Annotated in this window: 10 protein-coding genes and 1 pseudogene; 7 read left to right on the forward strand and 4 right to left on the reverse strand. The window is 35.1% G+C overall.

Annotation, left to right across the window (positions count from 1 at the left end; genetic code table 11):
• Nucleotides 1–8 precede the first annotated feature (8 nt).
• The 4 genes from LQ189_RS15985 to LQ189_RS16000 all read left to right on the forward strand — a co-directional run bounded on the left by LQ189_RS15985 (nt 9) and on the right by LQ189_RS16000 (nt 4305).
• Nucleotides 9–887: a TraB/GumN family protein gene (locus LQ189_RS15985; protein ID WP_230158544.1), complete on the forward strand. Its 879-nt coding sequence runs from the start codon at nt 9–11 to the stop codon at nt 885–887.
• Nucleotides 888–1076: 189 nt separating this feature from the next.
• Nucleotides 1077–1694: a dethiobiotin synthase gene (gene bioD / locus LQ189_RS15990; protein ID WP_230158546.1), complete on the forward strand. Its 618-nt coding sequence runs from the start codon at nt 1077–1079 to the stop codon at nt 1692–1694.
• 57 nt (nt 1695–1751) lie between these two features.
• On the forward strand, nt 1752–3023 hold the full coding sequence (bioA, locus tag LQ189_RS15995) for an adenosylmethionine--8-amino-7-oxononanoate transaminase (RefSeq protein WP_230158548.1): 1272 nt from the start codon (nt 1752–1754) through the stop codon (nt 3021–3023).
• A 127-nt stretch (nt 3024–3150) separates the two neighbouring features.
• Nucleotides 3151–4305, forward strand: coding sequence for a beta-ketoacyl synthase N-terminal-like domain-containing protein (locus LQ189_RS16000; RefSeq protein ID WP_230158551.1), 1155 nt, complete (start codon nt 3151–3153; stop codon nt 4303–4305).
• On the opposite strand, the gene LQ189_RS16005 is transcribed toward LQ189_RS16000, so the two are convergent.
• A complete protein-coding gene (locus tag LQ189_RS16005; protein WP_230158553.1) occupies nt 4291–4761 on the reverse strand; it encodes a regulatory protein RecX in 471 nt (156 codons plus the stop codon). The two genes, LQ189_RS16000 and LQ189_RS16005, sit on opposite strands and share 15 nt — an antisense overlap.
• Before the next feature lie 1696 nt (nt 4762–6457).
• Here LQ189_RS16005 and LQ189_RS16335 point away from each other — a divergent pair.
• The 3 genes and pseudogenes from LQ189_RS16335 (at nt 6458) to LQ189_RS16345 (ending at nt 9416) form a co-directional block, all read left to right on the forward strand.
• Nucleotides 6458–6505, forward strand: coding sequence for a hypothetical protein (locus LQ189_RS16335; RefSeq protein ID WP_370634900.1), 48 nt, complete (start codon nt 6458–6460; stop codon nt 6503–6505).
• Between the two features lie 13 nt (nt 6506–6518).
• Nucleotides 6519–6740: pseudogene (locus LQ189_RS16340) on the forward strand (hypothetical protein); the annotation flags it as partial.
• Between the two features lie 2499 nt (nt 6741–9239).
• The gene (locus LQ189_RS16345; protein ID WP_370634902.1) at nt 9240–9416 is read left to right on the forward strand and encodes a T9SS sorting signal type C domain-containing protein; all 177 of its coding nucleotides are present in this window, start codon (nt 9240–9242) and stop codon (nt 9414–9416) included.
• An 85-nt stretch (nt 9417–9501) separates the two neighbouring features.
• Here the strand turns inward: LQ189_RS16345 and bioB are convergent, their stop codons facing one another.
• From bioB to LQ189_RS16025, 3 genes are all read right to left on the reverse strand, one after another.
• On the reverse strand, nt 9502–10587 hold the full coding sequence (gene bioB, locus LQ189_RS16015; RefSeq protein ID WP_230158556.1) for a biotin synthase BioB: 1086 nt from the start codon (nt 10585–10587) through the stop codon (nt 9502–9504).
• Nucleotides 10588–10798: 211 nt separating this feature from the next.
• Entirely contained in the window at nt 10799–11254 is a 456-nt protein-coding gene (locus LQ189_RS16020; protein WP_230158557.1) for a hypothetical protein, read from the reverse strand.
• 96 nt (nt 11255–11350) lie between these two features.
• Complete coding sequence (locus tag LQ189_RS16025) at nt 11351–12274, reverse strand: bifunctional riboflavin kinase/FAD synthetase (RefSeq protein WP_230158558.1); 924 nt, start codon at nt 12272–12274, stop codon at nt 11351–11353.
• Nucleotides 12275–12364: the final 90 nt, after the last annotated feature.

A 12364-nucleotide genomic window follows, 5' to 3' on the forward strand; every position in this document is an offset into this window, starting at 1 on the left:
AAAATAAAATGAAAAACGTAATTAGAAGATCATTATCTGCTCTTGCAATGCTTTTAATATCGCAAGTAAGTATATCGCAAAACAATAAAAAAGCAGCAATTCCAGAAAATGAAAACTCATTATTATGGGAGATTTCAGGTAACGGAAATGCAAAACCGTCTTATCTTTATGGTACAGTACACATGATTTGCAATGATGATTATTTTCTTACGGATAAAACAAAAAAAGCGTTAAATAATGCCGATAACTTGTTTCTTGAAATTGATTTGAATGATCCTAATGAAATGGCTTATTTGCAAAAATCGGCAATGGGTGCAGAGCCTTTAAGCAAAAAACTTACAGCTCAACAACTTGCAGACTTGGATTCTATCTTGAAAGAAAAAACAGGTATGACTGTTCAACAGGTAGATAATTTTAGTTTGTTTACTGTAATAAGTTTGATTACCATGAAATCTTTTGGGTGTACCAATTTGAAATTTTATGAGATGGAACTATCAAGTATTGCTAAAGCGGCGAATAAAAAATTAGGAGGATTAGAAACGGGTGAGGCGCAAATGCAATTCATGGGTAAAGCCTATAATGATGACCAAATGATTGCTATGTTAAAGGAATCAAAACTTGAAGATACCCAGAAAATGGTTCAGTCTTATAAAAATGAAAATTTAGTAGAATTGTACAGCCAAATTACAAACCCTAAATTCCTAAACGAAAACTCAAAAAAATGGTTGCTTGAAGAACGCAATACCAATTGGGTTGAGAAAATGCCGAGTCTTATGAAAGATAAAAGTTCATTCTTTGCAGTAGGAGCAGGACATTTGTTAGGTGAAAAAGGAGTGATCAACTTGCTAAAAAAAGCCGGATATACCGTAAAGCCGATATTGAACTAAAGTTGAATTTAAATCGAATAGTAATTTTTAGATTAGATAAACAAAAATTATAATTATCAATTTTTTGTGTTGATGTAAGAGTTGAATGCTTACCGTCAATCGATGTTAAGTGTTATAAGATTTAAAAGAAAATTAGAAATAAGCCCATCTTTATGATGGGTTTTCTATTTTTGTAAAAATTCATAATCTATGAAACTATTTATAACAGGAATAGGAACCGATGTAGGTAAAACTATTGCAGCTGCTATTATTACAGAGGCGCTTGAGGCCGATTATTGGAAGCCTATTCAAGCCGGTGATTTAGACCATTCAGACAGTCATAAAGTGAAATCCTTTCTGTCAAATTCTATAACAAGACTTCACCCCAATGCTTATGACTTAAAAACTCCAGCAAGTCCGCATTATGCCGCAGCTTGTGATGGTGTTGTCATTGATTTACAAAAAATAGTGGAACCAAAAACTGACAATCACCTTGTGGTAGAAGGTGCAGGTGGTGTATTTGTACCAATAAATGATACAGATTGTGTGATAGATTTGATTCAATCTGACTATAAAGTCATTGTAGTTTCTAGACACTATCTGGGGAGTATCAATCACACATTATTAACGATTGAGGCGCTTCAGAACAGGAAAATTGAAGTGGCGGGAATTCTTTTTTCGGGTGATGAAAATAATGCTACCGAAACCATTATCCTTTCTAAAACAGGTTTAAACTGTATTGGCAGAATTGAACAAGAACCTTATTTTGATCAAAATGTAATTAAAGAATACGCTGATATGTTCAGGGAAAAGCTATTGAGTTTGTAACATTTTTGTAAAATACGTTGCCATCTCTATGTATCTTTGCGAAATATATTATTTGAAATGACATTAACTGAAAGAGACCAAAAACATCTTTGGCACCCTTATACACAACATAAAACGGCAGCCGTTCCTATTGCAATCAAAAGAGGTAAAGGAGCTTTACTTTGGGACGAAAATGATAAAGAATACATCGATGCCATTGCCTCATGGTGGGTGAATCCTTATGGACATAGCAATACATTTATTGCCGATGCTATTTACAAGCAATTAACAACTCTGGAACATGTTCTTTTTGGAGGTTTTACACATGAACCTGCCATTGTTTTAGGGGAGAAATTACTTGAGATTTTACCTAATAACCAACAAAAAGTATTCTTTTCTGATAACGGCTCTACTGCTGTTGAAGTTGGTATCAAAGTAGCGTTGCAATATTTTTTTAACAAAGGAGAGCAACGTACTACGATCGTTGCATTTGAAAATGCGTTTCATGGTGATACTTTTGCAGCGATGGCTGCTAGCGGAATTTCATTTTACACTCAAGCATTTGAAGGAATGTTTATTGATGTAGTGAGAATTCCTGTGCCCGTTCCCGGAAAAGAGGAAGAAAGTTACCAAGCTTTACGCGAGCATCTAAAAAATAACAAGTGTGCCGCTTTTATCTTTGAACCTTTAGTGCAAGGTGCTGCGGGAATGGTGATGTATGAACCGGAAACACTAGATGTTTTGTTGCAAATTTGTAATGAAAGCCAGGTTTTGACCATTGCTGATGAAGTCATGACTGGTTTTGGAAAAACAGGTAAAAACTTCGCGATGGATTATGTGGTAACAAAACCAGATATCATGTGCTTGTCTAAGGCGCTTACTGGCGGTACCATTCCTATGGCAATAACAACTTTTACACAAGATATTTTTGAAGCTTTTTATGATGATGATATTAATAAGGCCTTGTTTCACGGACACACCTTTACAGCAAATCCCACGGGTTGTGCTGCTGCTCTAGCAAGTTTAGAGTTGTTAAATACTCCCGAGATGCAAGCTAATTTGGTTCGGGTGAATCAAAATCATTTGGATTTTCAAAGTAAAATCAAGGGGCACTCTAAGGTAACAACTACGCGAGTCTTGGGAACTATATTTGCTTTAGAAATCAAAAAAGAGGGTAAAGCTAGTTACTATGGCTCATTGCGAAACAAACTATATGATTTTTTTATCGAAAATGGTGTGATTTTAAGACCTGTTGGGAACATTGTTTATATTTTACCTCCATACATCATCAGTGATGAACAGTTGCAAAAAATTTATCAAGTAGTCGAAGACGTCCTAGAAATAGTATAAGTTTTTGAAGAATTTTTTTCGTAATTACAAATGAAGTCACAAAGCGTTGCGAAATTGTTATTTAGGCCTAAACCTTAGCAAACTTTGTATAAAACTTTGCGACCTTTGCAATCAAATCAATAGTATCTTGTCACAAATTATATCCATTACAGCGCTTTCGTCAGTTTCCCCGTTAGGGAATAGTCCTAAAATAATATGGGAGAATTATCTAAAGGAGCAACATTGTTTTGTAAATAAAGTAATTGATAAAACACCAGCGTTTGTAGCGCCTTTGGATAGCGTTTCGGCGGCTAAAGTGGAACAATTAAAACAGTCTGATATAAAATATAAATTCCTTGATAATTCAGTTTTATATGCTATTGAGGCTTCTCGTAACGCAATACAGCAAGCGGGCTGGGGTGAAAATGATGTATTCGGAATCAATATTGGTTCATCACGTGGTGCAACTGATTTATTTGAAAAACACCATCAAGAATACTTAGAAACAGGAAAGGCGCAAACACTAGCATCACCAACCACTACTTTGGGTAATATTTCTTCGTGGGTAGCACATGATTTGCAAAGTACAGGACCTGAAATTTCCCACTCCATCACTTGCTCTACTGCTTTGCACGCTGTTTTAAATGGTGTAGCATGGCTGAGATCAGGAATGGTTGATAAATTTTTGGTTGGAGGTAGTGAAGCTCCATTGACTGATTTTACAATTGCGCAAATGAAAGCATTGAAGATTTATTCCAGATCTAATGAGTTGTACCCAAACCGCGCTTTAGATTTGGATAAAACACAAAACACCATGATTCTAGGTGAAGGTGCAGGAGTTTGTTGTCTGGAAATGGGTAAGAAAGAAAACGCATTAGCATACATTGAGGGAATTGGCTATGCCACTGAAATTTTAGAGCATAATATTTCCATTTCTGCTGAAGCTGTTTGCTTTCAAAAATCGATGGCTATGGCTTTAAAAGATACTGCATTATCAGATGTTGATGTAATTGTCATGCATGCACCAGGAACCATAAAAGGTGATTTGACAGAGTATAAAGCAATCCAAAAAGTCTTTGGCGAAAGCCTGCCATTAGTAACTACTAATAAATGGAAAATCGGTCATACGTTTGGTGCTTCAGGAATTCTAAGCATGGAGTTTGCCATATTAATGATGCAGCACAATACGTTTGTGGGAGTTCCTTTTGCGAAAGCGCAGAAACAAAAAAGACCCGTAAAAAAAGTTTTAGTGAATGCAGTAGGTTTTGGCGGTAATGCGGTAAGTGTTTTATTGAGCCTCTAATTCTTTTGCTTTTTCATAAATCAAGTTACTTTCAAATCCTTTTCTGAGTAAATAATCGCAGAATTTCTTTCGCTTTTTTTGAAGATTAGTTTCTTTGATGCTTTCCCAGTTTCGTGTGGCTATTTTTTCAAAAGTATCTAAATACTCCTCAGTTGATATTTCTTTTAGCGCTAGATTGATGTTGTATTGACCAATGTTTCGGAATTTAAGTTCGTTCACAATTCTGTTTTTTCCCCAAAATTTAATTCGATGCTTTCCTCTAGCAAAACTGCAAGCAAACCGACTCTCATTCAAGAAATTATCCTGTATAAGTTTGACAATGATGGTGTCTATTTCATCAGTATCCATTTTCATGGTTCGTAGTTTTTGAACTACTTCGTCGTGGCATCGTTCTTGATAAACGCAATAATGCTCTATTTTTTTAATAGCTTCCTTTATAGAGAATACTTCTTTCATGATTGAGGTTAATTTGTAAACAAAAATGCAACAATAGTATCTAATAACCTAGTGTAACAGTTTTTGTAAAAAGTAACTTTATGAGATAACCTTACATAAAAAAAGATGTGATTAAGCTATAAATTTTTTAGAAACAGATTTTAATGGCAGCGATTCCATTCTAAATCCGATTGGTAAATTTATTCGTAAATAAGATTAAGTGTGAAACAATTTTGAATTCATTTTAAGAGATATCGAGGAGTATTTTTTTGTATCAAATTTTAAATTTATTATTTAGATAACCGTAATTAAATGGCGGCTTTGATAAGGTATTACTAATCTTGAATTTAGAGCACTTCATCGTTAAAACAAGTAGTATATCGATTAATTTGTTTTTAATTTAAAACGTGATTGTATATTTCAAAAATTTATATTTTATCAAATTCTGAGCCCTAATATAAAATAAGATTAACCTCTCATAATAATACCACATGAATAAAAAATTACTTTTCTTAATAACCGGTTTATTTTGTTTTTTATCGAGTTATTCGCAATGTGCGTATACAGGATCACCGCTTACATCAGTAGGTGGTGCCACTCCTTACACATTTTCGTCCTGTATTGGTACGCCTATAATTACTCCAAATATTAAGGCAGGACAATATGCGTTAGTTAATGTCTTGGCAGGGTCTACTTATCGTTTCACCGTTGGGAATCTTTTCTCAGACAATGAAAATTTAACAATTTTAGATGCTACTACTAATGCAAGTCTTGCAGGAGGTTTTAATTCAAATGCCGGTGGTGTATCGATTTTCAACTGGGTGTCACCTATTTCAGGTCAAATAAAAGTACTTGTATCTAGAGGGTCTTGTCTTAATAACGATACTGTTGATACAGTAGGGACAATGACAATGGTTGAACTAGTTAGAGGAAATGCTACAGATGATCAAACAGCTTTGGGAGTCAATCAGTGGGTAGGACACGTATATAGTAGTTATAATCCTGGAGTTACTTCTGGAGCTAGTCCTGGAGGAGATCCCTCCCCAAATCCTTTGTCTACAAGCACGAATCCTTTTATTACAGCAAATTATGAAGGATTTTATACTATACCAACTGAAACAATTAGTGAAGGTTTTGGTAGTAATACAGCTTGTTTTCCAATAACAAAAAATGGTGCTCCTGCAACCATCTATACAGAGACATTTGCAGTAAGGTATCGTATGAGATCTACAAGACCTGCTGGGTGTTATATTTTGAATGTTAATGGTGATGATGGTATACGTGTTTATGTTGACGGAGTGCGTGTTTTTGACCGTTGGAAAGAGCAAGGTAATACCTCTTATTGTAACAATTTAATAAACTTAACAGGGAATAGTGTTATAGTTTTAGATTATTATGAAAATGCTGGAGGGAATGTATTAGGTTTTAGTCTAGCGCCCTTTGATGGCTCAGGTAATACTATTTCTAGTGCACCCAATGTTGCTTTGTGTTCAAACGGAACGACTACTATAACAGGTTCAAATCTTATTAGTTGTAACGTAAACACTAATACCGCTTATCAATGGCAATCCTCAACGGATAATACAAATTTTTCAAATATATCGGGCGCTACATCACAAAACTACAATGTGCCGGCAGTAGCTGTTGGTCCAGGTGCTGCTAATAATGTGCGCTATTTTAGAAGAATTTTTAGGCCAACAACATTAGGTTCTGGAACATGCGAATTTTTTACAAGTGCTGTAACTGTAACAACAAGTGGAGATAGACCTAATGGTCCAGGTGCTATTACAGGTAATACAACACAATGTCGGACTACTTCTTCAAGTTATAGTATTGCAGCAGTAACAAATGCTGCAGGTTATGCATGGAGCACTACCGCCACTGGCTGGACAATAACTCCAGCAGCTAATGGTTTGTCTGTATCAATTGCTTTTGGGCCAACAGCTACATCAGGAAATCTTATAGTTTTTGCAACTAATGGATGCGGGCAGAGTTTTAGCAGTTCATCTATTAATATTCAGGTTGGAGATTTACCTACAAGTGCTACAATATCTGGAACTACAGCAGTATGTGTTGGTGCGCCTGCTCCAGCAATTACAATAACCAATCCACAAACCTATGGAGTTAATGTCACCTACAATATTAATGGTGGTACGAATAATGAAGTTTATGTAGGTCCAAGTTCCTCAATAAATTATATAACAGCATCAACAGCATCAACGGGTGTATTTGTTTATAATTTACTAAGTGTTGCAAATAGTGTAGGTTTTCCTAATTGTTCAACAAACTTAACGGGTAGTGCAACTGTCACAGTAGGTGCGGTAACTGGTAACCAGGTGTCGTATGGTAACAATTCTTGGATAGGGTACGTTTATCCAGGTACAAATCCACAAAACAGTAATTTTAGTACAAATTATGTGGGCAGTATAACTCAAACAGAAATTTTTGATTTGAATTTAAACAATGATCCTATTTCGGGAGTCGGTATGTGTGGCTCATTTGCTGATAATTATGCTATCCGTTTTAAAATGAATAGAAATTTACAAGCTGGTTGTTACACTTTTACAGTGGGTGCTGATGATGGTTATCGTTTAAGTTTAGATGGGGGTGCTACATTTGTTATAAATGACTGGACTACTCATTCATATAAAGAAGAAACGTATTCAGTTTATCTTAGTGGGAATACTAATTTTGTTTTAGAGTATTTTGAAGCTGCGGGTCAGGCAAGAGTGCGATTTTCGTCATCTTTTATACCTCTTGAAAGACCTACAGTAGCATCAAGAGTACAGCCAAACTGTATTACGCCTACAGGAAGTGTACGATTAACTGGTTTGCCTTCGGGTTCTTGGACATTAATAAGAACTGGTTTGTCAAGCCTATCAATTAATGGTTCAGGTTCAGAAACTACTATATCCGGTTTAGCACCAGGAACCTATCAATTTGCTGTTGCAAGTGGGGGCTGTACTAGTACGCCTACAGGAAATGTGGTAATTGATCCCGTAATTATTACCACATACACAAACTCTGGATGGACAAGCTCTGGATTGACAGTAACACCTACTATAGATATGATTGGTGTTATTAATTCAAATACTCCTATAACTGCTGATGTGCAGCTTTGTAATTGTACCGTTAATACGGGAATAAATGCTGTTGTATCAACAGGAGTTAGTATGAAGCTTCAGGACAAACTTACTGTAAATGGAATGTTGACTTTTGAGAACAATACTAGTTTAGTACAAGTAAATGATGTTGCAAATACCGGAAATATAAAATATCAAAGAGAAACTACACCAATAAAAAGATTTGATTATACTTACTGGTCATCACCAGTTTCAAATCAAAAGTTATTTGATTTGTCTCCTTTAACGAATCCGGGTAGGTATTATTCTTTTAATCCCGTAACTGAGGCATATTCACAAGAAGACCCTCAAGATTTAATGGATAAAGGAATAGGATATATTATAAGAGCTCCAGAAAACACAGCTACTCCACCGTCGCCATTAAGTCCATATTTAGGAGTTTTTGAGGGAATACCTCATAATGGTTCATTTGCTTTAAGTCCTGTTGTGGCTTTTAAGCCGTATTTAATAGGGAATCCATATCCTTCTGCACTAGATGCTGATGCGTTTATCGCTGCAAATTCCAATGTGCTTTTTGGGACTTTATATTTTTGGACACATAACACGGCTAGAGGAGTAGGTGTGAGTAATCCTGGTACAGGCTTTTTTGCCTACTCCGCTGATGATTATGCTACTTATAATACTACAGGAGGTGTTGCTGTGGCTGCAAGTGATCCTGATAAGTCCATTACAAATCCATATAGACCAACAGGTAAAATTGCAGCTGGACAAGCTTTCTTTGCAAGTACACTTGAGAACATGACTGGAACATCAATTGTTTTCAATAATAACATGCGTATGGGTGCTGGTAATACAATTCTAGACAACAGTCAGTTTTTCAAAACTACTGCAAGCAAATCAAAAAGCGCTTCTGCTATTGAAAAACATCGTGTTTGGTTGAATTTAACCAATACGCAAGGCGCTTTTAAACAGATGTTAGTAGGTTATATCTCGGGAGCTACAAATAATTACGATAGCACTTATGATGGACTGAGTTTTAACGGAAATGAATTTGTAGATTTTTATAGTGTTAATGATAATAAAACATTAACCATACAAGGTAGAGCACTTCCATTTGAAGAAAATGATGAAATCCCGTTAGGGTACAGTACTACTATTCAAGGTAGTTTTTCAATTGGTATAGATCAGGTTGATGGTCTATTGGCTTCTAGAAAAATTTACCTTGAAGATAAAATTAAAAGCATAGTGCATGATTTAAAACAAGGCCCATATACTTTTGAAACAGGTAAAGGTATTTTTAACGAAAGATTTGTATTGCGTTACACTGATAAAACACTAGGTGTTGATGATGTTGATATTAAGTCAAATCAAGTTCTTGTTTCGCTAAAGAATAAGGTAATCAAAGTAGATTCGGGAATGGAGTCTATTGATAAGATTTATGTGTACACTGTATCAGGAACTGCTATCTATGAAAAGCAAAAAGTAGATACCTTTACGTTTTCAATATCAAGTTTGCCTGCAGCGCAACAAGTGTTGATTGTAAAAACAGTTCTAAAAAACGGTAATGTAGTCACTAATAAAATTATCTATTAATACAGTACACCTTGAATACCTTTAAAAAAAAACTCCATTTCTTAAAAATGGAGTTTTTTTATGGGTAAAAATAATATGTAATCTGTTATTTTTCTTTGCCAGAAGCTTCAAGGTTTCTTTCAATAGTGTGTCCTGGTCTTGACCATTTAGGTTTTTCTCCAAGAGGAGCATATTGAGAATCTTCGGCCTCTACTGTTTGAGGTTGTGAAACTTTTGTGAATGGTTTTTGAGGATTTAAACCTAACATTTCAAACATTTTCATATCCTCATTTACATCAGGATTAGGAGTAGTTAATAATTTATCTCCAGCAAAAATAGAATTGGCACCCGCAAAAAAGCACATAGCTTGACCTTCGCGACTCATGTTCATTCGTCCTGCTGAAAGTCGTACTTGCGTTTCTGGCATGATGATTCTGGTGGTGGCTACCATCCTAATCATTTCCCAAATTTCAACTGGTTTTTCTTCTTCTAATGGAGTACCTTCTACAGCAACTAAGGCGTTAATTGGCACTGATTCTGGTTGCGGATTTAAAGTCGACAAAGCAACCAACATGCCTGCCCTATCTTCAATACTTTCGCCCATTCCTATAATACCACCACTACAAACCGTTACATTAGTTTTACGAACGTTTTCAATGGTTTGTATGCGGTCTTCAAAACCACGTGTAGATATTACTTCTTTATAGTATTCTTCACTAGTGTCAAGATTGTGATTGTAGGCGTATAAACCAGCTTCTGCAAGACGTTGTGCTTGGTTTTCAGTAATCATACCTAGTGTGCAACAAACCTCCATGTCAAGTTTGTTAATCGTACGTACCATTTCAAGAACTTGGTCAAATTCTGGTCCGTCTTTAACATTTCTCCAAGCAGCTCCCATACAAACTCTTGAGGAACCACCAGATTTTGCACGTAATGCTTGCGCTTTTACTTGGCTTACTGACATCAAATCATTTCCTTCAATCTCAGTGTGGTAGCGTGCTGCTTGTGGGCAGTAGCCGCAATCTTCTGGGCACCCACCAGTTTTTATAGATAACAGTGTAGATACTTGAACTACGTTTGGGTCATGATGTTCTCTATGAATAGTGGCTGCTTCATAAAGCAAATCCATTAAGGGTTTGTTATATATTGCGATTATTTCGTCTTTTGTCCAATTGTGTCTTTTAATGCTCATCGATACATATTTTTGATGCATCAAAAGTAGTTAAATTGTTCTAAAGTAACAATGGTAACCTTTCGAAAAGAGAAAAGCAATTAAATGACTCAAAATTAGTTAAAGTTGTTTGTAATAAACTTTAAAATGTACAAGCTTAGCTATCAATTTAGTACTTTGTTGGATTCTAAAAGATAAATTACTAAGCTGCTCTATTTATAATGATGTGTGTTTATGATTTAGCTCCATGTTTGTCACTAGAGTATCGGGTGTCCCAGTATAGTAACAGCATGAATGTTACGATGACAGCTGAACTGATTCCTTCAAATAAAAGCGAAATGGAATACGTCATAATGGTAGGTTCTCCGCCAAATAGAAATGTTTTTGATAGTGATCCAATATATGCTTCTCCACCTTTTGCATAGCTGTATATAATTAATGCTGCAATGCTAAGAATAACCCCTGTAAATGCAGTTGCAAAGGCAGATGCCGCATTAGAAACCATAACAGTATTTCCTTCAGCGTAATTTTGTTTTAATGTTCTATTAGTACCATAAAAAATAAATAGGACATTAAAAACTCTCAATATAGGGTTGTCTGCAAATCCAAGTAGTTCCATCACTAAAAAATAGAGACCTATTCCTAAAATAATAACCAATCCGTTTAATAATTCTTTTGGAAGTTTCATACCGCAGTTCTTTTAAATTAATGTATATCTTATTGAAAAACAAAGAGTAATACCCAAATTTAATTAAAAAAAAGCAATAAATATGTTAACTTGTTATTAATTAAAGTATTCTTTTGTAATTACTTTGTCTTTTTGCAACTGTTCTTGTAAATCTTGCAGGGAATTGAACTTTTTCTCATCTCGAATTCTGTGCAAAATTGAGACCTTTAATTCTTGGTTGTAAATGTCGGCATCAAAGTCTAAAAAATGAATTTCAATAGATTTTTCTTGGCCGCCTACAGTAGGGTTTGTGCCTATGTTCATCATACCATTTATAAGTTGAGAATTGATACTTGCTTGTACTAGATATACTCCGTTTTGTGGTATGAGCTTATAGTTCTCTTCTATTTTGATATTTGCAGTAGGAAAACCTATCGTGCGTCCTAGTTGTTTTCCAGTAATGACAGTACCGGTAATAAAATAGGAGTACCCTAAGTAATCATTTGCTAGTTGAATGTTGCCGTCAAGTATGGCATTGCGAATTTTTGTTGAACTAACCGATATTTCGTTAAGCTCTTGAACCGATATCTGAGACACGTCAAAACCATATTGTTTTCCAAAATCTATTAAATGATCAATATTGGCGGTTCTATTTCTTCCAAAACGATGGTCATGTCCAATGATTATTTTTTGGATGTGAAATTTTTCTACTAAAACTGTTTTTACAAATTCTTCGGCAGTTAATTGCGAAAAAGTTTCGTCAAATGGATGGATGACTAGATTTTCTATCCCAATCTCTTCAAGTAGATCTTGCTTTTCTTTTATGGTATTGAGCAGTTTAATGTTAGAGTCTTCTTGTAAAACCATTCTTGGATGTGGGAAAAAAGTAAGAACAACACTTTCATAATCCTCATTAGGCGTATTTTGTGTTAGCTTTTGCAGGATTTTTTTATGACCTATATGTACACCATCAAACGTGCCAAGGGTTAAAATTGTTTTTTTGGTAATCTGGAAATCGTTTATAGAATGAAAAATCTTCAAAGCAAGTGTTTTATAATGCTGCAAATTTACGGTATCCTATTGATATAATTAAAAAAGGATTGAAAACTTCAACCCTTTTTTGTGACATAA

The organism is Flavobacterium sp. CECT 9288 (genome assembly GCF_918731615.1).
GTDB lineage: Bacteria > Bacteroidota > Bacteroidia > Flavobacteriales > Flavobacteriaceae > Flavobacterium.

What these genes read in the sequence shown, in the direction of transcription:
- LQ189_RS15985 (WP_230158544.1), top strand. Translation starts at nt 9, where the DNA reads ATGAAAAACGTAATTAGAAGATCATTATCTGCTCTTGCAATGCTTTTA.
- bioD (WP_230158546.1), top strand. Translation starts at nt 1,077, where the DNA reads ATGAAACTATTTATAACAGGAATAGGAACCGATGTAGGTAAAACTATT.
- bioA (WP_230158548.1), top strand. Translation starts at nt 1,752, where the DNA reads ATGACATTAACTGAAAGAGACCAAAAACATCTTTGGCACCCTTATACA.
- LQ189_RS16005 (WP_230158553.1), bottom strand. Translation starts at nt 4,761, where the DNA reads ATGAAAGAAGTATTCTCTATAAAGGAAGCTATTAAAAAAATAGAGCAT.
- LQ189_RS16345 (WP_370634902.1), top strand. Translation starts at nt 9,240, where the DNA reads ATGGAGTCTATTGATAAGATTTATGTGTACACTGTATCAGGAACTGCT.
- bioB (WP_230158556.1), bottom strand. Translation starts at nt 10,587, where the DNA reads ATGAGCATTAAAAGACACAATTGGACAAAAGACGAAATAATCGCAATA.
- LQ189_RS16020 (WP_230158557.1), bottom strand. Translation starts at nt 11,254, where the DNA reads ATGAAACTTCCAAAAGAATTATTAAACGGATTGGTTATTATTTTAGGA.